General features: G+C 71.5%; 17 protein-coding genes and 1 pseudogene. 14 read left to right on the plus strand and 4 right to left on the minus strand.

The features are described from left to right. Positions 1 to 244, minus strand: a 244-nt coding sequence (locus RT323_RS11135; RefSeq protein WP_313408284.1) for a hypothetical protein, incomplete at its 3' end; no start/stop codon positions are given. A gap of 47 nt (positions 245 to 291) precedes the next feature. Here RT323_RS11135 and RT323_RS11140 point away from each other — a divergent pair. The 4 genes from RT323_RS11140 to RT323_RS11155 are packed head-to-tail and all read left to right on the plus strand — an operon-like array spanning position 292 to position 4,306. Next, positions 292 to 1,254 carry a DUF6492 family protein gene (locus RT323_RS11140; protein ID WP_313408286.1) on the plus strand — a complete coding sequence of 321 codons (963 nt, stop codon included), beginning with the start codon at positions 292 to 294 and terminating at the stop codon, positions 1,252 to 1,254. A 42-nt stretch (positions 1,255 to 1,296) separates the two neighbouring features. Then, positions 1,297 to 2,025: a CDP-alcohol phosphatidyltransferase family protein gene (locus RT323_RS11145; protein ID WP_313408289.1), complete on the plus strand. Its 729-nt coding sequence runs from the start codon at positions 1,297 to 1,299 to the stop codon at positions 2,023 to 2,025. Next, positions 2,022 to 3,173 carry a DUF1972 domain-containing protein gene (locus RT323_RS11150; RefSeq protein WP_313408291.1) on the plus strand — a complete coding sequence of 384 codons (1,152 nt, stop codon included), beginning with the start codon at positions 2,022 to 2,024 and terminating at the stop codon, positions 3,171 to 3,173. The genes RT323_RS11145 and RT323_RS11150 overlap by 4 nt, the downstream gene beginning before the upstream one ends. Further along, a complete protein-coding gene (locus RT323_RS11155) occupies positions 3,170 to 4,306 on the plus strand; it encodes a glycosyltransferase family 4 protein (RefSeq protein WP_313408294.1) in 1,137 nt (378 codons plus the stop codon). Before RT323_RS11150 ends, RT323_RS11155 begins: the two co-directional genes overlap by 4 nt. On the opposite strand, the gene RT323_RS11160 is transcribed toward RT323_RS11155, so the two are convergent. Beyond that, on the minus strand, positions 4,290 to 9,665 hold the full coding sequence (locus tag RT323_RS11160) for a PKD domain-containing protein (RefSeq protein WP_313408297.1): 5,376 nt from the start codon (positions 9,663 to 9,665) through the stop codon (positions 4,290 to 4,292). The two genes, RT323_RS11155 and RT323_RS11160, sit on opposite strands and share 17 nt — an antisense overlap. Positions 9,666 to 9,824: 159 nt before the next feature. Continuing rightward, positions 9,825 to 10,439 carry a hypothetical protein gene (locus tag RT323_RS11165; protein WP_313408299.1) on the minus strand — a complete coding sequence of 205 codons (615 nt, stop codon included), beginning with the start codon at positions 10,437 to 10,439 and terminating at the stop codon, positions 9,825 to 9,827. Between the two features lie 104 nt (positions 10,440 to 10,543). On the opposite strand from RT323_RS11165, the gene RT323_RS11170 reads away from it, so the two are divergent. After that, positions 10,544 to 11,638 carry a glycosyltransferase gene (locus RT323_RS11170; protein ID WP_313408302.1) on the plus strand — a complete coding sequence of 365 codons (1,095 nt, stop codon included), beginning with the start codon at positions 10,544 to 10,546 and terminating at the stop codon, positions 11,636 to 11,638. Here the strand turns inward: RT323_RS11170 and RT323_RS11175 are convergent. Then, positions 11,619 to 12,968 carry an oligosaccharide flippase family protein gene (locus RT323_RS11175; RefSeq protein ID WP_313408305.1) on the minus strand — a complete coding sequence of 450 codons (1,350 nt, stop codon included), beginning with the start codon at positions 12,966 to 12,968 and terminating at the stop codon, positions 11,619 to 11,621. The two genes, RT323_RS11170 and RT323_RS11175, sit on opposite strands and share 20 nt — an antisense overlap. 143 nt (positions 12,969 to 13,111) lie before the next feature. On the opposite strand from RT323_RS11175, the gene RT323_RS11180 reads away from it, so the two are divergent. From RT323_RS11180 to RT323_RS11220, 9 genes and pseudogenes are all read left to right on the plus strand, one after another. Further along, on the plus strand, positions 13,112 to 14,359 hold the full coding sequence (locus tag RT323_RS11180) for a hypothetical protein (protein ID WP_313408306.1): 1,248 nt from the start codon (positions 13,112 to 13,114) through the stop codon (positions 14,357 to 14,359). After that, the gene (locus tag RT323_RS11185; protein WP_313408309.1) at positions 14,356 to 15,369 is read left to right on the plus strand and encodes an acyltransferase family protein; all 1,014 of its coding nucleotides are present in this window, start codon (positions 14,356 to 14,358) and stop codon (positions 15,367 to 15,369) included. Before RT323_RS11180 ends, RT323_RS11185 begins: the two co-directional genes overlap by 4 nt. A gap of 87 nt (positions 15,370 to 15,456) precedes the next feature. After that, positions 15,457 to 16,746, plus strand: coding sequence for a polysaccharide biosynthesis tyrosine autokinase (locus RT323_RS11190; RefSeq protein ID WP_313408311.1), 1,290 nt, complete (start codon positions 15,457 to 15,459; stop codon positions 16,744 to 16,746). After that, a complete protein-coding gene (locus RT323_RS11195; RefSeq protein WP_313408313.1) occupies positions 16,743 to 17,786 on the plus strand; it encodes a hypothetical protein in 1,044 nt (347 codons plus the stop codon). The genes RT323_RS11190 and RT323_RS11195 overlap by 4 nt, the downstream gene beginning before the upstream one ends. After that, complete coding sequence (locus RT323_RS11200; protein WP_313408315.1) at positions 17,786 to 18,334, plus strand: hypothetical protein; 549 nt, start codon at positions 17,786 to 17,788, stop codon at positions 18,332 to 18,334. Before RT323_RS11195 ends, RT323_RS11200 begins: the two co-directional genes overlap by 1 nt. Continuing rightward, positions 18,331 to 19,329: a glycosyltransferase gene (locus tag RT323_RS11205; protein ID WP_313408317.1), complete on the plus strand. Its 999-nt coding sequence runs from the start codon at positions 18,331 to 18,333 to the stop codon at positions 19,327 to 19,329. The genes RT323_RS11200 and RT323_RS11205 overlap by 4 nt, the downstream gene beginning before the upstream one ends. Beyond that, positions 19,326 to 20,234 carry a glycosyltransferase family 2 protein gene (locus RT323_RS11210; RefSeq protein WP_313408318.1) on the plus strand — a complete coding sequence of 303 codons (909 nt, stop codon included), beginning with the start codon at positions 19,326 to 19,328 and terminating at the stop codon, positions 20,232 to 20,234. Before RT323_RS11205 ends, RT323_RS11210 begins: the two co-directional genes overlap by 4 nt. A 263-nt stretch (positions 20,235 to 20,497) precedes the next feature. Beyond that, positions 20,498 to 22,069: a right-handed parallel beta-helix repeat-containing protein gene (locus RT323_RS11215; protein WP_313408320.1), complete on the plus strand. Its 1,572-nt coding sequence runs from the start codon at positions 20,498 to 20,500 to the stop codon at positions 22,067 to 22,069. Positions 22,070 to 22,232: 163 nt separating this feature from the next. Continuing rightward, positions 22,233 to 22,491 (plus strand): annotated as a pseudogene (locus RT323_RS11220) (hypothetical protein); the annotation flags it as partial.

The raw sequence follows: 22,491 nt of genomic DNA on the forward strand, positions 1-22,491 counted from the left end.
ACGTCGCCACGGCGGCGGGGCCGATGAGCGCCCCGATCGCGCGGGCCAGCTCGTCGGCCTCGCGCTCGGTTGCGGTGACGGCGACGGTGACGCCGGGCCCGTCGGACAGCGCGGCGGCGACGAAGGGATGCAGCGCGGGCGGTGCCGTCAGCTGCGGGGTGCCGGTGCCGTCGCGCAGATCGGCGACGAAGGCGGCGAGGTGGGACTCGGCGGCGACGGCCGCGGACAACTGGGGCTGGACCATGACCTGTCAAGCCTACGGCGAGCCCGGTGATCTGACAGAGTGCCGTCATGAGCTCCGCGCCCACGCGCCCGACGCGGCTGACGTTCGTCGTGGTCGTGTTCGAGGCCGAGCAGGACCTCCTGCGGCTGCAGGCCGCCTCACTCGCGCGTCACCTCGATCCGGCGATCGCGGCGCGCATCGTCGTGCTGGACCAGTCGCGACCTCCGATCACCGGCCGCGCGCGGCGCCGGCTCCTCGCCGCCTACGGCCCCCTCGCCGACCGGGTGGACATCGTCACGACGCCGCCCGCGGCCGACGGGTGGATCAGCCAGCAGGTGCTCAAGCTGACCATCGCCGACGACATCGACACCTCCCACTACGTGGTCCTGGACGCCAAGACGCACGCCGTGGGCCCGGTCGACCTCGACACGTTCTTCTCCCCAGACGGCCACGCCCACCTGCGCTGGTACCGGTACGACGGCCACCCCATGGAGTCGCGCGTGGCGAGGACCGCGGCCTGGCTGGGCCTGCCCGCCGAGGTCGTGCGCGAGGAGCTGCCCGCGACGACCACGCCGTTCGTGTTCGTCACCGACGAGGTCCGCGCCCTGGTCCGGCACGTCGAGCAGCGCGAGGGTGCGACGTTCGACGCGGCGTTCCGCTCCGCCGGGCTGATCGAGTTCCCGCTCTACTCGTTGTGGCTGCTGCGCAACGGCGCGCTCGAGCAGCTGCACGACCGCGACGAGCTGCGCTGCCCGACGGTGTGGGCGGGCTCGCGCGGCGCCGACGACGTGCGCTCCGTCCTCGCCCAGGTCGATCGCGAGCCGGTCGCCCGGTTCCTGGCCGTGCACCGCTCCGCGTTCGCGCGCCTGTCGCCCTCGGCGTCGATGGCGCTCGTCCGCTGGTGGGTCGACCGGGGCCTGTTCGGCAGTCGGATGGGAGCCCTGCGGTTCATGGTGCGTGCCCGGGCGCGGATCGTCGTGGCGACCGTGCGCTCCCGGGTCCGATCTCGCGTGTTTGCCTCCCGCGGATGACGCACAACTTGTAAGGTCAGGCGTTGACTACGGGGGGCCAGCATGACGCGTGCGACGTTCGGGGAAGGACTCGCAGCGCTGCGATCCGCACAGAAGCCGGCGCGGGGCACCGCCGCCTACTCGCGCCACGTGAATCGTCCCGCCGGCCGCATCGTGGCCGCCGCCCTCAACACCGTCGCCATGACGCCCAACCAGGTCTCGGTCGTCAGCGCCCTGTTCTCGTTCGCCGGCATCGCACTGCTCGCGCTGGCTGAGGTCACGGTGCCCACCGGCATCGCCGTCGCGGTGCTGCTGGCGGTGGGGTACGTGCTCGACTCGGTCGACGGGCAGCTCGCACGACTCTCCGGCTCCGGGTCGGTCTCCGGGGAGTGGCTCGACCACACGATCGACTGCTTCAAGACGACCAGCCTCAACCTCGCCGTCCTGATCGGCTGGTACCGCTCGGGCTGGACCGACGACGACGCCTGGCTGCTCGTGCCCATCGGCTTCACGATCGTCGCCGTCGTGACCTACTTCGGCCTCATGCTGATGCCCACGCTCCGCCCCGCCGCTCCGGCAGCCGAGCCCGCCGCCGAGCACCCGCTGCGCAAGTACCTGCTGCTGCCGACCGACTACGGCTTCCAGTGCTGGATCTTCGTCCTGTGGGGCGTCACCGAGGTCTTCGCATGGGTCTACGCCGGGGTCTTCGCCTGCTGCGCCCTGCTGCTCGCGGTCGCTCTGCGCAAGTGGTGGCGCGAGCTGCGGGCCATCGACGCGGAGGGACGCGCATGAGGATCGCGATGATCGGCACCCGTGGCGTGCCCGCCCGATACGGCGGGTTCGAGACGGCGATCGAGGAGGTCGGCCGCCGCATCGCCGCCGGTGGCGACGACGTGGTCGTCTACTGCCGCGGCGCGGAGTCGCCGGTCCCGACCCACCTGGGCATGCAGCTGCACCACCTCCCGGCGGTGAGGTCCAAGGCCGTCGAGACCCTCTCGCACACCTTCCTGTCGGTGCTGCACGCCGTGTTCCGGCGCAAGCCCGTCGACGCCGCGATCGTCTTCAACTCCGCCAACGCCGTCTTCGTCCCGCTGCTGCGGCTGCGCGGCATCCCCACGGCCGTCCACGTCGACGGCCTCGAGTGGAAGCGCGCCAAGTGGGGCACCTGGGGGCGGCGCTACTACCGCATGGCCGAGGCACTCGCGGTGCGCTGGGCCGACGCGCTGATCGCCGACGCCGACGGCATCGCCCAGTACTACCTCGACGAGTTCGGCGCGCCCACCGAGCAGATCGCCTACGGCGCCCCGATCCTGTCGGGCGACCTGTCGAGCGTGCTCCTGCGCGAGACCGACCTCGAGCCGCGGGGCTACCACCTGGTCGTCGCGCGCTTCGAGCCCGAGAACCACGTCCTCGAGATCGTGCGGGGCTACACCGCCTCGGCTGCTCGGCTGCCGTTGGTGGTCGTCGGCTCCGCGCCCTACTCCGACGCCTACACGGCCCAGATCGAGAGCCTGGCCGCCGGCGACGAGCGGGTCACGATGCTGGGCGGCGTCTGGGACCAGGACCTGCTCGACCAGCTCTACGCGAACGCCGCCGGCTATCTGCACGGTCACTCCGTCGGCGGCACCAACCCCTCGCTGCTGCGGGCGATGGGGGCCGGCACCACGGTGACGGCGTTCGACGTGTCCTTCAACCGCGGTGTGCTCGGTCCCGCCGGCCGGTACTTCGGCGGCTCCGACGACCTGGCCGACCTGCTGGTCGAGGCCGAGGCCGAGCTGGACGAGGACCCTGACGCCTACGCATCCCGGGTCGACTCGATCCGCGAGCGCGCCCGCACCCACTACGACTGGGACGACGTCGCCCGCGCCTACCGCGACCTCGCCGACCGGCTGCGCCTGCGCCAGCTGCGCCGCCCGCGGCTCTCAGGACGCCGCCGGTGAGCCGTCCCCGTCGCGTCACGCTGGCCCACCCGTCGTCCGAGCTGTACGGCTCGGACCTCCAGCTGGCCGAGACGGCGGGTGCATTCGCCACGGCCGGCCACGAGGTCACCGTCGTCCTGCCGCAGGACGGTCCGCTCGTCGAGGTCCTGCGCGCACGCGGAGCCCGCACGGTCGTGACGGACTTCCCGGTCCTGCGCAAGGCCTTCCTGAACCCGCGCGGACTCGTCCGGCTCGCCGCCGCGACGCTGCGGACCCTGCCGGCGCTGTGGCGCCACGTGGGTGCCGCCGACGTCGTCTGGGTCAACACGATCACCGTCCCGGGCTGGCTCGCGGTCGCCCGGCTGCGCGGACGGGACGCCGTGTGCCACGTCCATGAGGCGGAGGACGAAGGGCACCGCCTCGTCCGCACCGCCCTGGCCCTGCCCCTCGTGCTCGCGCGTCGCATCGTCTGCAACAGCGCGGCGGCCCGGCACAGCCTGACCGCCGTGGTGCCCGCACTGGGTCGGCGGACCACCGTCGTGCACAACGGCGTCGAGGGACCGACCGAAGGCGCCACCGCCCTGCCCGTCCGCATTCCCGGCGACCCGGCGCGCATCGCGATGATCGGCCGCTTCTCGCCGCGCAAGGGCACGGACGTCGCGCTCGAGGCCGTGGCGCGGCTGCGGGCCGAGGGCCGCGACGTGTCGCTCGGACTGTGTGGCAGCACCTTCGAGGGCTACGAGTGGTTCGAGCAGGACCTGCGCAAGCGCAGCGCCCAGCCCGACCTGGCGGGCTCCGTCGAGTTCCTCGGGTTCGTCCGCCCCGTGTGGTCGGTGCTCGCCGGTGCGGACGTCGTCCTGGTGCCGTCGCGCGTCGAGCCGTTCGGCAACACCGCCGTCGAGGCGCTCCTGGCCGAGCGGCCGCTCGTCGCGTCCCGGACCCAGGGCCTCCGCGAGATCGTCGAGGACGGCGTCACCGGACTGCACGCCGAGCCCGGCGACGCTGACTCGCTGGCCACCGCGATCGCACGACTCCTCGACGACCCGGCGTTGGCCCGCAGGCTGGCCGAGACCGGCGGACGCGAGGCGCGCCGCCGGTTCTCGACCGAGGCCTACGGCCGGGCCGTCACCGAGGTGCTCAGCCCGCGTCCTTGACCGTCAGCTCGTCGATCGCGTAGCCCTGCGGGCCGTTGGTCGTCGATCCGGACACGTAGAACCACAGGCCCAGGCGTCCGGACGCCTGCAGCGCCGCGGTCGAGTCAGCCCGCTCGAGCGTCCAGGCCGCCGGCTCGGTCGTCCCGGCCTTCCAGACCTTGATCCGCAGGTCGGTGCTGCTCGCCCCGACCGCCTGGACGCGGACCTTGAGGGTCTCGCCCGCGGCCATCGTGACGTCAGGCGCCGTCCGCGCACCGAGCGTCGTGGACGTGCCACCGGCCACGCGGACCAGGTCGACCCGGACCGTGCCGTCCGAGCGCGTCAGGATCTTCGCCCGGTAGGAGTTCGATCCGTCGATCGAGCGCACGATCGGCTCCAGATAGGTGCCGCCGCCCGTGGCCGACTTCTCCAGCGTGTAGTCGAACGTCAGGTCCGACTGCCGTGAGGAGGAGCCGCTCAGGGTGATCTCGCGTCCGCCACCGGCGGGCAGGGAGACCCGGCCGGCGCCGCCGGCGACCGAGAACGCGGCTGCCGAGCCGGAGCTGACGCTCCAGGCGCCCCCGGCGTCCGCCGTGCCCCAGCCGCCCGTCACCGACCGACCGAAGGCGTCGCGTGCGACGTCGCCGCCGGGCTGCGGTGCCGTCACCGTGACCGTCCTCGTCCTCGAGTGCGTCGCGCCGTCGTCGTCGGTCACCGTCAACGTCACCTGGTAGGAGGCGTCCTGGGCCGGGTACGTGTGCGAGGTCGTGGCACCGGTGCCGGTCTGGCCGTCACCGAACTGCCAGGCCCACGCCACGATCGAGCCGTCGGAGTCGGTCGAGGGCCCAGCGTCGAAGTTCGCCGTCGTCCCGGAGCCGGAGACCGTGAAGTCCGCGGCCGGGGGCTGGTTCGGCGCCTGCGGCCCCGGCGTCGCCGAGGTCAGGTCGTCGATCTCGTACACCTGCGGCGCGTTGGTCGTCGACCCGGACACGTAGAACCCGAAGCCGATCCGGCCGGAGGCCTGCAACGCCGCCGTGGCGTCGGCGCGCTCCATCGTCCATGCCGACGGCTCGGCCTGTCCCGCCTTCCAGACCTTGGCCCGCAGGTCGGTGCCCCCGGTGCCGACGGCCTGGACGCGGACCTCGAGGGTCTCGCCCGCGGTCATCGTCAGGTTCGGGACGATCTGCGACCCCAGCGTGGTGGTCGTGCCGCCCGCGACTCGGACGAGGTCCAGGCGGACCCGGTTGTCCGAGCGCGTCACGAGCTTCGCCCGGTAGGAGGTGGACGAGTCCACGGCCCTCACGAGGGCCTCCAGGAACGTGCCGCCACCGGTGCCCGACTTCTGCAGCGTGTAGTCGAACGTCAGGTCGGTCTCGCGTGCGGCCGAGCCCGAGAGCATGACCTCGCGCGTGCCACCGGCGGGCAGGGAGACCCGCCCGACGCCGTCCCCGACCGAGAACGCCGTGGGTCCGGACGCGACCGCCCAGGCTCCACCGAGGTCGGCCGTGCCCCACCCGCCCGTCACCGAGCGGCCGAAGGCGTCGCGGGCGACGTTGCCGCCCGGAGCGACCTCCTCGACCGTGACCGACTTGGTCACCGCGTGGGTCTGGCCGGCCGCGTCCTTGACGGTCAGGGTCACCGGGTAGGTGCCCGCTGCGCCGTAGGAGTGCGTCGGGTTGGCCTGCGTGCTGGTCCCGCCGTCACCGAACGTCCACGCGTGCGATGCGATCGCGTCGTCGTCGGTGGCCGTCGAGGTGAGGCTGATCGACAGGGCGTTGCGGGCCACCGTGAAGTCGGCGACGGGCGCGGCGTCCGGATCGACCGTGCGGGTCACGGTGTTCGAGAGCCCACCGTCGTCGGTCACGGTCAGCGACACCGTGCGCACGGCGCCATTGGCGTACGTGTGCGAGGGGTTCGCCTGGGTGCTGGTGGTGCCGTCGCCGAAGTCCCAGTCGTACGAGGCGATGGATCCGTCGGGATCGCCGGACGTCGAGGTGAACGCCACCGCGAGCCCGTCGACCTCGTGCGTGAAGCCGGCCTGCGGCGCCTGGTTCGGGACCGCGACGTTCACCATGCGGGTGGTGGTCGCCGTGGCGTTCGCGTCGTCCGTGACCGTCAGCGTCACGACGTACGTGCCGCTCTCGTCGTAGACGTGCGTGGGGCTGACACCGGTACCGGTCTCGCCGTCACCGAAGTTCCACGCGTACGACGCGATCGAGCCGTCGGGGTCCGACGAGCCCGAGGCGTCGAAGGCCACCGAGGCACCGTTCGCCGCGCTCGTGAAGCTGGCGGTCGGCGCCGCGTTCGGCAGCGTTCCACCGGCGGCCAGGAAGTGTGCTCGGACCGTCTGGGCCGGAAGCTGGCTGCTGAAGACCGCGGCCTCGTCGACGTCTCCGTTGAAGTACACCTGGCTGTTGCCGCCCCACGTGGTGTCGCCACCCAGCTTCCAGTAGCCGGTGTAGTTCTCGGCCGAGGTGTTGGGATCGGACGAGTTCAGCACGCCGTCGACGTAGAGCCGCATGCCCCCGGACCCGAACGTCGACACGACGTGGTGCCACTGGCCGTCGTTCAACGCGGCGGCCGAATCGATCGTGACGGTCGAGCCGTTGTAGACGCCGAACCGGACGCGGCCGTCGTCGAGCATGTACAGGTGACGGTCGTAGTTGCTGGACGTCGACCCGTTCGCGCTGGAGCCGAAGCCGAAGATGCGACCGCCGCTGGTGTCCGTCGTCCTGATCCAGACCGACTGGCTGAACACCTGCGGGTTCGTGAACGCGTTCTTCGACACGACGTTGCCGCCGGCCTTCGCGCCGATGCCGAAGATGCCCCCGGGCACCGCACGGCCCAGCTGCAGGGCGGCGTTGCCGGGCACGGCCCCCGGGCGACCGAGCGTGTAGTTGCCCAGGTACGAACCGTCTGAGTCCGCCGTGGAGGCGTCCTCGGCGGTCGTGCCCGAGGTCTCGCCGAGGCGCCAGTAGAGGTCGGGCTCGGAGTTGAAGACGGCCTTGCCGTAGTTGTCGGCCGGGGGCTGGGGCAGGTTCGAGGCCCGCCCACTGGCCTGCCAGTGCGCGTCGACCTGGGCGGCCGTCAGCGCCTTCGGGTAGACCGCGAACTCGTCGATCTGGCCGCGGAAGTACTTGTTGCCGCTCCAGGTCCGGTCACCACCGACCCGCCAGTGGCCCCAGTACCGCTGGGCCGCGCCGACACCGGTGCGGGTCGCGAGGCGCTTGCCGTCGAGGTACAGGGTCACGGTTCCGTTCTCGAACGTGCCGACGGCGTGATGCCAGTTGTTGTCACGCACCCCGGTCGCGCCGGTCACCGTCTGCTGGTTCGAGCCGTCGTAGATGCCGAAGACGAGTCGACCGTTCGAGTCGACGTACAGGTGACGGTCGTTGCTGTTCGAGTCGCCCGTCCTGTTGTTGCCGAAGCCGGCGATCTTGCCGCCACCGGTCGTGCCGGTGGGCGTCTTGAACCAGGCCTCGAGCGAGAACTTCTGGGGTCCGTAGATCCTGGTCGGCGACACGGTCACGCTCGAGTTGGCGGCGTTGAACGTCGTCGCGGCGTCGTTCGTGCCGTCCGAGATGGCGCCCGCGGCACCCCGCGTGGCTCCGGTGCCGACGGTCGTGTCGTCGGTGCCGGCCCAGTCGATGACCTGGCGGTCCGACTCGGACAGGCGCCAGTACTTGGTGGGTCCGTCGGACAGCACGCGCTGGGCATAGGTGCCCAGAGCGGTGCCAGAGGCGACGGTGGCGGTCACCCAGTCGGAGTTCGCCTGGTTGCCCGACGGATCGGTCACGCGCAGGCGGTAGCGCGGCTGGGACCCCGGCGTCAGGCCGGTGTCCGTGAAGCCCATGCCCTCGACCTCCCAGAAGCGGGCGGTCTGCGTGCTCTCGTACACCTTGTTCGTGGTGGTGTCCTTGAACAGCTCGTACTTCAAGGTGGCGTTGTCGCGGTCGCGCGTACCGGGCCACGAGACCCGGACGGTGCCGTTGGCGAGGCTGCGCGCCTGGACGCCCAGTCCGGCACCGCTGTCGCGGGGGCCCTGGTTCTCGGGCGAGATGCCCTTGCGTGCGAAGCGCACGATGCCCTGCTGGGGCGTGTTGTTGACCCGCAGGAACTCGCCGCCGAAGACGACGTAGTCGCCGTTGGACTCGACGTCCCACGGCCCCTGGTTCTTGCCGGTGAAGGTGCCGGGCATGAAGTCCGGGAACCAGTTCAGCAAGGTCGGGCTGGGACGGCCGGGGTGGTCGCCGTAGCCGTAGATGTCACGACGCGAGGTGCCGGTCGCGAACTTCGTGACCGCGGTGCCGTGCTGGAAGGACCAGTCCGGCTCGGTCTGGGGGAAGCCGCCGGTGCCGAGGTTGTCGCAGTAGTGCTTGTGCGAGGCCTGGTAGACGACGTTGCCGCGTGGCTCGATGTCGTACGTGTCGCCGTGGCAGTCCTCGACCCACTGCAGGTCGCCCTCCCATGAGGCGGCGAACGATCCCTCGAGGTTGCCGCCGCGCCCGAAGTGGTAGCCGGCGCCGTAGAAGCCGTTCGCGTCGGCCTTCATCGACAAGATGGCGGCCTCGGTGCCGGCATCGCGGATCGCGGCGTTGGCACTGAAGGGGAAGTTCGTCCGGCCGGTGGCCGCATCGACCAGTCCCAGTCCGAAGCCCGGGTTCGAGGAGCCGTTGACCTGCGTGAACGCGCCGCCGAAGGCCACGCGCGAGCCGTCGGGGCTGGTCACGATGCCCTGCAGGTTCCCGTCGGGGATGATCGGGTTGAACGGCAGCACCGTCGAGGTGCGCGGGATGAACGAGCCGGCCTTCACGCGCGACGCCGACCCGAGGGTCGAGAAGTTGCCGCCGACGTAGATCGCGTCGGCGGTGGCGTGGATCGTGTTCACCGTGGAGTTGGCGCCGGGCGTGCCGCCCACGACGGCTCCGTTCGCCGGGTTGAGCGCGGCGATGCGGTAGCGATTCTGTCCGTCGACCTTGCTGAAGCTGCCGCCGGCGTACAGCGTGCTGCCGTCGGGCGAGATCGACAGCGTCTTGACCTGCGCGTCGAAGACCGGCTTGAAGTCCGCGATGAGCGCGCCGGTCGTCAGGTTGTAGGCGAGCATGTTGGCGCGCGGCGTCGTGTTGGTGCCGGGAGCCGCCCCGGCCGGGCGCGCGTTCGAGAACTGTCCGGCGACGTAGACGGTGTTGCCGACGACCTCCTGGTCCCAGACGACGCCGTCGATCTGCACCGTGGGCAGCGCGTCGGCCGTCACGGTGGTCGGCAGCGACGGGTCCGTGGGTGCGAGGTCCGCATGCGCCATCGGGGCCACGAGCGCCGGAGCCAGCAGGCCGACCCCCGAGAGGATGAGCGCGCTGACGCGCAAGGATGTTCTGGACATTTCACCACTCCATGACAACGCCGGACCGATGTCAGTCAACGAGACGCGACACCGGCGTTTGAGACCCCGATTTCCCTCATCGTGCGCGGGAATCTCGGGCGTTTAGGGCGTTTCAGGGAAGTAGTGACTCGTGTGACCAATGAGTCGAATGGGTATGACTCAGGACACATCGCCGGTGAGGATCACCGGCTTGCGGTCCGGCGACCAGGAGAACTCCAGGTAGACGCGGCCGCGCTCGGCAGGCGGCACGTTGAAGACGAAGACGCCGTTCGTCGACTCACCGGCGGCGAGCCGGCCCTCGAAGGGCTCGCCCCCGGGCTGGGTCATCGGCAGGGCCGGCGTCCGCTCGGACCCGTAGTACGCGTTCACCACCACGGGCGTCATCTCGACGGGCTCGTCGCCGGCCGTCGCCCGGATCGTGAACCGCAGTGCGGGCGCGGCGATCTCGCCCGGCAGCTCGGGCACGCTGCGCAGCCGCTCGATCCTGGTGACCTTCGCCGTCGCCCCGTCCGCCAGCTCCACCGGAGCGGTCAGGGGACGACCGTCCGGGGCGGGCCTGGGCCGGACGGGCTTCGGTGCCCGCGTCGGAGCCGCCGAGGCACTGGCCGTCGGGGCCGGCGTCGCGGCCGACGTCGGGGATGGGGCGGAGGCGTCGTCCTTCGTGGCGCCGTCGTCCCCCGACGAGACCAACCAGGCTCCACCGGCCAGGAGCGCGACGACGGCCACGGCGATGGTCGCGAGGACCGCGGCCGAGGGCTTGCGACTGGTGCGCATGGCTGCTCCTGGATCGAACTGGACGAGAGGTGTCCCGATCGTACTCACGGCGACTTGCTCGTCGGGGCCGTTCGCGGAGGTCGGCCAGTGCGACACTACGGAGCATGATCGGCGGCCCTCCCCTGCTCCATCGCCGGATCCGCTGCTACCTGAACCTGCGGACGGCCCACCTCGAGCGCGCGCACGCGTTCGTGCCGGCGTCGATCCTGTACGCGCACCGCAAGTACGACTTCGACGCCTCGCTGGTCGACGGACTCGATCTCGTCCGGGCCGGCGCGTGGCGCACGGCCTGGCTCGTCCTGCGGTCGCGGCCGACGGTCCTCGAGGTCAACGAGCCGCTCATGTGGCAGGGCCAGGGGCGCACGCTGCTGGCGATCGCCGCGGCCCGCGTCTCTGGCCTGCTGCGCCGCAACCGGGTCCCCGTCGTGGCGTACGCGATCGAGAACCGGGACCCCGCGACGTCGCGCCCGGTGCGGTGGCGCGGGCGGTTGCGGCGTCTGCGGGACGCGACCGCCTCGCGCCTCGTCGCCCGCTCCCTCGACCGGGTCGCCTTCGGCACCCCGGGAAGCGAGCGGCTGTACGCCGACGTCCACGGCCGCGACCTCCGCCGGGCCGAGCAGCGGCTGGTGCCGGCCGTGCCTGCCGCGTGCACGTGCCCGGACGGCGATCAGGACGCGGGCGAGGTCCTCTTCGTCGGGGCGTTCGACGAGCGCAAGGGCGTCACCGAGCTGCTCGGTGCGTGGCCCCTCGTCGCCGCGGCCCGGCCGGACGCCTCGCTCCAGGTCATCGGTCAGGGGCCCCTCGCCGACGAGGTCGCCGAGCGGGTCGCCCAGCTGGAACGCGCACGAGTGGACATCGACCCGCCTCGCTCCGAGATCCACGCCTGCCTGCGCCGGGCCGCCGCTCTCGTGCTGCTGTCCCAACCGCACTCGCGCTGGCGCGAGCAGGTGGGGCTGCCGATCGTCGAGGGACTCTCGCACGGGTGCGCCGTCGTCACGACGGAGCAGAGCGGACTCGCCGGCTGGTTGAGCGACCACGGTCACGCCGTGGTGGCCTCCGACGCCTCGGCGCAGGAGATCGCGAGCGCCGTCCTGGGCGCCCTGGACGGGCGCCGCCCCGCGTCGCAGATCATGGCCGACCTTCCCCGGGTCGACGGCCGCGAGGCCGCCGACCGCTGGCTCATGACCGGCGGGTCCTGAGGTCCCTCGCGACGTAGAGGGCCATCGGCAGCACCTGGCAGACCGCGACGGCCGCTGCCGAGGCGAGCACGGGTCCGGCGGCACCGATGTGGCCGATCAGCCACCAGCCCAGCCCGATCGAGATCGGCACCATGAGCAGGGTCGGCAGGACCTGGGCGCGCAGACCGCGCTTGTCGGTCATGTACATCCCCAGCGGGTACTTCAGCGACTGGACCGAGACGAACAGGACGAAGCCGACGAGCAGCCATCCGTCCAGCGTGATCCGGCCCCCGGAGACGAGCTCCGCGAGCCAGTCGCTGGCGAGCGCGACCGCGCCGGCCAGCACGAGGCCGGCGCTGAAGAACACGGCCGCGGGCACGGCCGGCGACTTGATCTCGCCCCGCGCCCGGGCTCGCGCGAAGACCGGCCACAGCGACACCCCGGCCGCCGAGATCGTCTGCAGGACGATGTTGAACAGCTGGAAGCCCAGGTTGTACTCGGCCAGCTCCGAGCGCCCGCCCAGGTGACTGAGCAGCAGCCGATCGGACTGCATCGCCACCGGCAGCGCCATCATCTGGATGAGCATCGGCCAGGCGGTGTCCATGATCGGGACGCCGGGATCGGACCGGAGCCGGGGCACGGCGCGGAAGGCGAGCCCGAGCTGCGGCGAGATGACGCGGGAGGCCAGCACCAGGCAGACGACCGCCGACAGCGTCGCCGCGAGGTACGACAGGATCGCGACGTGGTCGCCCGCCGGGATGTTCGCGAGCACGCAGACCAGGACGCCGACGAGGATGAACGGCGCGACCACGGACTGCGCAGCGATCTGGGCGGGGTTGCGGTGCAGCCCGACCAGCACGCGGGCGCCGATCGTGAGGGGCAGGGTCAGGCCGAAGATGCACAGGCACAGCGTCGCGACGACGCCGCCACCGGCCGTCAGGCCCTCGCCCAGCAGGGGCGCCCACGCCCCCGAGACGCCCAGGACGATGCTGACCGTGGCGATGACGAGCCCGGACGTCACGAGGATGCGCAGCGCACTGGTCAGGGTGCGGCGGACGTCCTCGTCCGACCGTGGATCGTCCGAGCCGGCCACCCGGTTGATCACCGACGCCGCGATGCCGAGGTCGGCGAACGGCAGCAGGGCGGGCAACGAGGCCAGCAGCCCGTACTGGGCGTACGCGTCCACACCGAAGTTCTCGATGATGAGCCGGCTGGTCACGATGCCCAGCACGCCGGACAGTCCCATGACGAGGACCTTCATCACGGCCGTGGAGCCGACGACTCCCCAGTCCCCCGACCGCTTGCGCGCGGCGCCCACCCGGGTGCGGACCCGACGGCGAACAGCGGGCACTGCGCACCTCCGGAGTGGATGGGGACGTCCGCGACGGACTGTCGCGCGATCAGGATAGACGGGCTCGACGGCCCTGTTTCCCCATACGTCACAGATGCGTGGATGCGGCGGATCACCCGGCCTCGCCGGGGTAGATTGCCAGCGTGGCCTCTGTCGTGTTGGCGTCGTCCGAGCACCGGCTCGCCGCTCGACGGTTCGAGGTCGAGCGGCTCGTGGCGGCGCTCGCGGTCGTCCTCGTGTTCGCCGATCTGCCCAGCGTGTCCCGGTTCGAGGTCTCGCTGATCGTCTCGGCCGCCCTCGCCCCGGTCTGGCTCGGCCTGCTGCGCCACTACGAGGGCGCGGTCACGATCGTCACGATCGCCGCCCTCGCGCTGCTCAACGGGCTCGTCCTGGCCATGACCGCGGGCTCACGACTGCACGGCGTCAGCGTCGAGCACGGCCTGAGCATGACCCTGCACCTGCTCGGCTTCGTGAGTGCCCTCGGGGCCGTGCTGTGGGCGCGCACCCGCCTGCCCCTGCCCGCGATCGGGCTGCTCGCGGGGCTGGCCATGCTCCTCACGGTCTCGCGCACCTCGGCCCTCTACGCCAGCAACCCGTGGCGCTTCGGCTGGTCGATCCCCGTCACGATCGTCGTCCTCTCCCTCGCGTGGTGGAGCGGCTCACGCAGCCTGCAGGTCGTCGCCCTGCTGGTGCTCGCGCTCCTGTCGGTCGTCAACGGCGGACGGTCCAACTTCGCGATGCTGGCACTCGCGGCCGTGCTCATGGTGTGGCAGGCGCTCGCCCAGCGCGACGGCTCCCGACACAGCCGTTCGTGGATCCCGATCGGGCTCGGGCTCGGACTGCTGGCCTGGGTGGCCTATCACGCGATCACGTGGATGATCCTGACCGGACGCTTCGGCAGCCAGGCCCAGGAGCGGACGGTCGACCAGCTGAACACCTCGGGATCGTTGCTGCTGGGCGGACGCCCCGAGCTCACCGCCACCTTGCACCTGATGGCCGAGCAGCCGTTCGGGTTCGGCCTCGGCGTGCTGCCGACACTGAACGACATCCTGGTCGCGAAGTCGGGCATGGCGTCCATCAACTACGACCCGAACAACGGCTACGTCGAGAACTACATGCTGGGCCACGGCTTCGTCCTGCACTCCGTGTTCGGCGACCTGTGGGCCAACTTCGGGGTCCTGGGGCTCGTGCTCGCCGCGGCGGTCCTGGTGATCGGGTTCCGCGCGACGGCCACCCGGCTGCAGTCCGGTATCGCCGGCGGTCTCGTGCTCTACCTGCTCATCCGCGTCGCGTGGGGAACCGGCTTCAGCCCGTTCTCGACCAGCCACCTGACGATCGCGCTGTTCCTGGGACTGGTGCTGATCGCCCGGCGAGAGGAGGACCCGGCGTGAAGGGACGCCTGGCCTGGGTCGACACGGCCCGAGGGGTGGCGATCGTGCTGGTCGCGCTGTTCCACTCCGTGAACTGGCTGCTCGACGCGGGCCTGCCGATCGCGATCTGGGACGACATCAACGAGGTGCTGTCGTCGATCCGGATGCCGCTGTTCTTCGCCGTGTCCGGCCTGTTCGCGATGAAGTGGATCACCGGCGAGTGGTCCGCGGTGCTGCGGAGCAAGGTCCTGCTGTTCGCCTGGGTGTACGCCGTGTGGCAGGTCATCGGCTCGGTCGTCATGTATGCGGGCATGGGGCTCAACGGCGACCGGACCAGCATCCCGCACGCGATCCGGCAGCTGCTCGAGTCGCCGGTCCTGCCCCGCTTCGAGCTGTGGTTCATCTGGGCGCTGGGGCTGTTCTTCGTCCTGGCCAAGGCCACCCGCCGCGTCGACGTGCGCCTGCAGCTCGCGGTCGCGCTCGTCGCGTCCGTCGTCGCCCTCACGATCATCGACTTCCCGAACGTCGGCTGGGGCGGGGTGCTCAAGTACTACGTCTTCTTCCTCGCTGGCCTCTACGGGCGACACCTGCTGCTGCGGTTCGGCGACGTCCGCAGCGTCGGGCTGCAGGTCGCGATCGTGGCCGGCTGGCTCGCCTACGGCACGGTGCTCGTGGCGTTCGACCTGCGCCACGTCCCGGGGCTCTACTTCCTGAACTGCGCGTGGGGGCTGTTCGCCGGGATCTGCATCGGCCGGGGCCTGAGCCGCGTGACGCTGCTGGGCTTCCTCGGGTCGCGCACCCTGCCGCTCTACCTGGGGCACACCCCCGTCATCGTCCTCATCGCGCTGCTGCTGGCGGCCTCGGGAATCGTCGACGACATCCCGGTGGCGATCGCCATGGTGGCCCCCGTCGTGGTCGCTGCGCTGGGGCTCGCCGCGGCGTGGGGACTGTACGTCACCGTCGGCCGCCGCGTCCCGTGGTTGTACGAGCCGGCACCACTTCCCTTTCTGTCGGTCGCGCCTCGGGAATGAGGCGGCATCGGCCGCCGAACTACGTAGACTTGATCTCACCCGATCGGGAGTTCGGGCTCCCGGAGGGAAAGGACCAAAGGACCGTTCATGAGGTTCATCGACTACGTCAACGCCGTCCGGAAGAGCTGGCTGCTCATCCTGGTCGTGGCGGTCGTCGGCGCCGGGGTCGCCTACGGACTCGCGAAGTCCGCCACGCCGACGTACCAGTCCAGCAGCAAGGTGTACGTCGGCGTCACCACGGGCGGCACGGTGGACGAGCTGGTCCAGGGCTCGACGTTCACGCAGAACCTCGTCCAGTCCTACGCACAGATCGCCACGATGCCGGTCGTCCTCGACCCCGTGATCGATCGACTCGGCCTCGACACCGATGCCCGCGAGCTGGCCAAGTCCGTGCGCGCCGACACTCCCCTGAACACGGTCATCATCGAGATCAAGGTGACCGACTCGGACCCGCGACGGGCCGCCCGGATCGCCAACGCGATCGCGTTCCAGATGCCGCGGACCGTCGACTCGCTGTCCGCCGCCCAGACCAGCGACAAGGCCACGGTCAACGTCACCACGGTCTCGCAGGCCCTCGTGCCGACCTACCCGATCTCGCCGAACACCCGCCTGCAGACGGCGATCGGCCTGGCCCTGGGCCTGCTGGCGGGTGTGCTGCTCGCGCTGGCCCGCCACCTGCTCGACACCCGCTTGCGCGGTGTCGACGACATCGCCCAGTTGACCGATGTGCCGGTGCTCGGCATGATCCCGCTGTGGCACGGGCCCGAGAGCGAGAAGGTCAGCGTCCTGCGCCGTCCGCGCAGCCCGCGCTCCGAGGCCTACCGACGGCTCCGGTCGAACCTCGAGTTCATCAAGGAGGGCGGGGCGACCTGCATCGTGGTCACGTCGTCCCTGCCGGGCGAGGGGAAGTCGACGACGGCCGCCAACCTGGCCGCGGCGATGGGCGAGGACGGATCGCGCGTCCTGCTGATCGACGCCGACCTGCGGCGCCCGACCGTGGCGGACACGACCGGACTCGAGAGCGCCCTGGGCCTGTCGACCGTCCTGATCGGCAAGGCCCAGCTCTTCGGCACGGTCCAGCGCTGGGGCGACACGACGGTCGACGTCCTGACCAGCGGCGAGATCCCGCCGAACCCCCTGCAGCTGATCGAGTCACGCACGATGGGGACGCTGCTCGAGCACGCCCGGGCCGCGTACGACTTCGTGGTCATCGACTCGCCGCCGCTGCTTTCCCTGGTCGACGCCGCCGTCCTCGCGCGGCGCACCGACGGGCCCATCATCGTGACCGCGAACGGGCTGCGCCCGTCGCGCCGCGCGGCCCAGACACCCACCCCCGCCGAACCCGTCCCCGAGCCGTCGGCGAGCGAGACGCCGTGACATCGGGGGCCCTGCCCTCGGCCACCCGGGACCTCGTGCGCGCGTTCGTGCGCAACGGCTGGCTGTTCGCGCTGGCGCTCGTCCCCGCCGTGGCGCTGCTGCTCCAGACCCCCGTTCCCGGCCCGACGCAGGTGGGGTCGACCACTGTCACCATCCGGCCCGCGAGCGGCGCCGAGGTCCGCGAGCTGCGCCTGTTCGACGCCTGGGTCCGCCGGCACATCGACACGTTCGCCCAGCTCGCGACCACCAGCTCCGTGCTCGACACGGCGATCTCCGAGGGCGACCTGGCCACCGACCCGAAGGCCCTGGCCGGCCGGATCACGGTCGTGCAGCCCGAGAACCGCGAGGTCGTGTCGTTCGAGGTCACCGGCCGGGACCGTGACGAGACCCTGGCCACGACCGAGGCCGTCGGCGCGGCACTGGCCACCAGCATCGAGGCGCTCTCGCCTCGGGACGGCAGCGGCGGGACCCTCGTGCAGGCGGAGTCGCTGGGTGCGTCCGTCTCGCAGGTCGAGGGCCGGCGCTCCGTCCTCCCGGCGATCGCACTCGGCGTGCTCGGCCTGCTCGCCGCCGCCGCGTGGGTGCTGTGGCGCTTCGCGAACGACGACATCCTTCGCTCACGCCGCGACCTGGCGAGCGTGACGAGCGCCCCGCTCGTCGCGACGTTCCGTCGTGGGGGGCCCGACGAGTCCGGCGCGCATCTGCTGCGCCTGCACCTGGACACCGAGCGGACGCACCCCGGGCTGGCCCGCCTCGTCGGCACCACCCCCTCGGCGAACGAGGCGTTCGAGGTCCGCGACCGGTTGCTCGGGTCCTACGAGTCGACCGACGAGACGCCCCCTCCGCACATCGAGGTCGTGCACCCGGCCCGCATCCCCGTCGTTCCCGACGCGCTCGTGGTCGCGGCCCTCAACCGCGTCACGGTCAGCCGACTCGTGCAGGTCCTGTGCACCATCGAGGAGCGTGGCGGCACCGTCGCGGGAGTCGTCGCGCACCTGCCTCGCCGCCCGTGGGACCGTCTGCGCAGGAGGTCCTCGTGATGCAACCGCCTTCCCACCTGCTGTTCGTGTGCACGGCGAACATCTGCCGGTCGCCGGCCGCCGAGAGCATCCTGCGACACCACCTGGGCGACGACGACCGGGTCCGCGTCAGCAGCGCCGGCGTCCGCGCCCACCCGGACCTGCCGCTGGACGAGACGATGGGAGCCCTGCTGGCGGCCGACGGCATCGACATGCCCGACTTCCGCTCGACCGAGGTCGACACCGCGACCCTGGCCCGCGCCTCGCTCATCGTCACGATGACCCGCAGGCACCGCAGCACGCTGGTCACGCGGTACCCCGACGTGCTCGGTCGCGTGTTCACGCTCGTCGAGCTCGCCGCCCTGCTCTCCGAGACCGGCCCCGCCGAGAGCCTGGCCGAGTACGCGGCCCGTCGCCCCTACCTGTCCGTCACCGGTGACGACCTCGACGTCGTCGACCCCTACCGGCGCCGGCGCCGCGTCTACGCCCGCACGTACCGACAGATCAAGGACTCGGTGACGGCGGTCGCGGACGTGCTCTACGGGTCGGCGAAGGAGCTCTCCCGGTGACCTCACGTCGGGACGTCGTCGTGCTCGAGTCCTTCCCCCAGCCGCAGCCCACGACCAACCCGTACGTGGTGATGCTGCTGCAGGCACTGCAGTCGACCGACGGACTCACGGCGCTCACCTTCAGCTGGCGCCGCGCGCTGACCGCGCGTTACGACGTGTTCCACGTCCACTGGCCCGAGCTGCTGGTCTCCCAGGGGACACCCCTCAAGCGGCTCGCCCGCTGCCTCCTCTTCCTCCTGCTGGTCGCCCGGCTCACGCTGCGCCGCGTCCCCGTCGTGCAGACGCTGCACAACCTGCGTCCGCACGAGGGCGCCGATCGGGTGACCCGGGCGATGATGCGCCTGCTCGAGCGACGGGTGACCGTCCTGGTCTCGATCAACCGGCTCGACCCTCCACTGCAGGCGCTGCCCGTGCACCGGGTCCTGCACGGCGACTACCGCGACTGGTACGCCTCGCACCCCGTGCCCGATCCTGAGCCGGGCCGGCTGGGGTTCTTCGGACTGATCCGTCCCTACAAGGGCGTCGAGGACCTGCTCGACGCGTTCGAGAAGACCTCGGCCGACGTGCGCCTGACCGTCGGCGGCCGACCCCAGCACGACGACCTCGAGACCCGCCTGCGCGACGCCGCTGCGACCGACCCCCGGCTCACCCTCGTGCTCGGTCACCTGTCGGACGCCGAGCTCGTCGACCGGATCGGACGCAGCACCCTCGTCGTCCTGCCCTACCGGACCGCGCTCAACTCCGGCGTGGCGCTGGCCGCGCTCTCCCTCGCTCGACCCGTCCTGATGCCCGCGAACGACGCCACGCGGGCGCTGGCCGACGAAGTCGGGCAGGACTGGGTCCGCCTGTACGAGGGCGAGCTGACGGCCGAGGTCCTGGCCGGCGAGCTGGACCGGGCCGGGCGACTCACCGGGACGCCCGACCTCTCCGAGCGGCGGTGGTCGGACTCCGGACCCGCGCACCTGGCGGCCTTCCGCGAGGCGATCTCGCGATGACCGGCTCACGCTCCTTCGACGGCCTCGCGGTGGTCGTCGTCAACTACGGGGCCAGCGACCTGCTCGCCGACGGGCTCGTGGCCGTGAGCCGTGACCTGACGGGGGCGGACGTCATCGTGGTCGACAACTTGAGCACGCAGGCCGAGCGGGCAGCGATCACCGAGCTGGGCGCGACCCACGGCTGGGAGATCGTCCCCGCGCCCGAGAACCTCGGCTTCGGCGCCGGCTGCAACCTGGGTGCGGCGACAGCGTGGGGACGCGGCGCGACCCGTGTCCTGCTGCTCAACCCCGACGCGACGATCGACTTCGCCTCCGTCGCCCAGCTCGAGGAGGCGATCGCGGCCGATCCCCGGGCCCTCGTCGCCCCGGTCGTGCGGCGGCCCGACGGCTCGGTCTGGACGGCGGGCAACCGGCTCGACCCCGCATCGGGTCGGATGCTCGGGCGCACCGAGCGCCCCGGCGAGGGCGTGCTCTGGCTCAGCGGGGCGTGCCTGATGCTGACACGCGACCTGTGGGATCGCATCGGCGGCTTCGACGACGACTACTTCCTCTACTGGGAGGACGTCGACCTGTCGGCCCGCGTCACGGCGGCGGGCGGACGCCTGCGCGTCCTGACCGACGCGGTCGCCGTCCACCTGGTCGGCGGCACCCAGCCGGCCACGGCCGGCCGCGCTCGCTCACCGCTCTACTACTACTTCAACATCCGGAACCGCCAGCTCTTCGCCGACCGGCATCTCGATCCGGCGCTGCGCCGTCGCTGGCGGCGCAGCTCCTTGGCCGCCGCACGCGAGGTGCTGCTGCGCGGTGGCCGGCGCCAGTTCCTGCGTCCGGTTCCGGTCCTGCGGATCGCGTGGCTCGGCCTGCGCGACGCCCGACGCGGACGCTGGGGTCGCGGGCCGTTCTGACCCGGCGCTGACCCCTCCCGCGACGCTGCGGGCCTGCTGTGACCTCCGGCGCGACACGCCGATGGCGACCTCTTCCAGACGGGCGCCGTCGCGTGTTATTCGCGCGCCCGGCGACGGCTTTCCTCATTCTGCTTGCGTGTGAGTGGTGTGACTCACATTATTTAAGTGCTTCAAGTTCTTGGTGTTACTCGTGTGACTTAGATTTTTACGCGTTGAAGGGTTCGCCGAATCGGGGGATTCCCGCCGCACCACGGAGGAAATGAATGTCACACCGCCACAACTGGCGCCGTCTCGCCGCAGCCGCGGCGAGCGTTGTTGCATGCTCGGCCGCTCTGCTCGCTCCGCAGGCCACGGCCGCGGCCGCGGCGCCGAGCGCGACCACCACCCAGGGCGCCAGCAAGACGTTCACCAGCGTCAAGGCCAAGACCGTCGTGTCCACGACCGTCCGCCCCGGCAAGACCACGTCCTTCTCCACGAAGGCACCGCGCGCCGCGCGCGCCGTCTACCTCGCCGTGTACGTCACCGGCGCGAAGAAGAGCGGCACCGTCCGCGTCCACGGCGCCGGCAAGAAGCCGCTCGCCCGCTCCAAGGTCACCGTCAAGCGCGGCGTTCCCGCCGCCCGCACGCTGTTCGTGCCCGTGAACGCCCAGGGCCGCGCGGTCCTGCGCAGCTCGGCCCGCGCGAAGGTCCAGGCCCGCATCGTCGGCTACAGCACCTCGTCCGCGACGCCCAAGGTGAAGGGCGCGAAGGCGTCCAAGACCGTCCGCAAGGTCAAGTCCAGGTCCGTCTCGCTCGGCCGCACGCCGTCGCGCGCCACCGCGGTCGTCGTCACCGTCAAGACCTGGGGCGCCCGCAAGGCCGCCAAGGTGAGCCTGTGCTCCACCCGGGACAAGTCCGCCGCCTGCAAGGCCACGGTCCGCGCCGTCGGCGCCAAGGGCTCCGCCCAGAACACCAAGACGATCGTGCCGCTCCTCGGAGCGAACAAGCTGGCCCTGCGCTCGAACGCGCCGCTGTCGGCTCGCGTGAACGTCCAGGGCTACGTGCTGGCGCCGCCGTCCGCGAAGAAGCCGCCGGTCCCGACGCGTCCGGGCAAGCCGGGCGTTCCCGCCGGCACCACGCTCAAGAAGATCTACGGCGACCAGACGATCACCAAGGCCGGCACGGTCCTGAACGGCGTCGAGATCTACGGCCGCGTCAGCATCAAGGCCGCGAACGTCACCATCAAGAACTCGCGCATCCGCGCCCAGAAGCCGAACTCGGCCGGCATCGTGAACTCGAAGTCGCCCGGCGTCGTCATCCGCAACACCGAGATCTTCTCGGACGTCCGCAACCCCGACACCAACGGCATCATGGGCTACGGCTTCACGCTGGACCACGTCGAGATCCGCGACGTGGTGGACCACGTCCACATCCACGGCAACGACGTCGTCATCCGCGACTCGTGGCTGCACAGCAACACGCACTACGAGCAGGACCCCAACTGGGGCGGCAAGCCCAGCCACGACGACAACATCCAGGTCACGGCCGGCAAGAACATCTTGGTCGAGCGCACGCGCATCGCGGACTCGCACAGCGCCGCGATCATGCTGACGCAGGACCGTGGCGTCATCGGCAACGTGCTCGTGCGCAACAACACGATCGGCGGCGGCGCCTGCTCGATCAACGTCGCGCCCAAGAGCTACGGCGCGCTGAGCAACGTGAACATCACCGGCAACACGTTCACGCGTACGCAGACGAAGCTGAAGGGCTGCGCGGTCATCGCTCCGAAGGAGTCGCGCCCGACCCTGTCGTCCAACACCTGGGCCGACACCGGCAAGGCCGCCTCGATCTGGTGATCGAGCACCACCGCACGAGCTGCTCCCGCAGCTGACAGCGTCTCACCGGTCGGACAGCGCACCCCGCTGTCCGGCCGGTGCGTTTGTTACGCTCCTTCCCGGGTCGTTCTCGGGCGACGGACCCACGAGTCCGTCCACCACCATTCGTGCGGGAGTCCCCCCAGTGCCCACCACCATGACCCGGCGCGGCTTCGCCGTCGCCGTCCTCGCCCTGGCGCTGAGCCTGAGTGCGTGCAACATCAAGCTCGCAACCCCCGGTTCCAGCCCTCCGCCTCCCGGAGCGACGACCGCTCCGCCCTTTGAGTCCGTGCCCACGATGAGGCCCAGCACGGCGCCCACCACGCCGGCTCCGTCACCCAGCGCGCGGCCGACCACCGCGCCCACCACGAAGCCGACCCCGGCTCCCACGGCGCCACCGACCA

Origin of the sequence: Aeromicrobium sp. (genome assembly GCF_032084975.1) — a bacterium.
In the GTDB taxonomy this organism is placed as follows: domain Bacteria; phylum Actinomycetota; class Actinomycetes; order Propionibacteriales; family Nocardioidaceae; genus Aeromicrobium.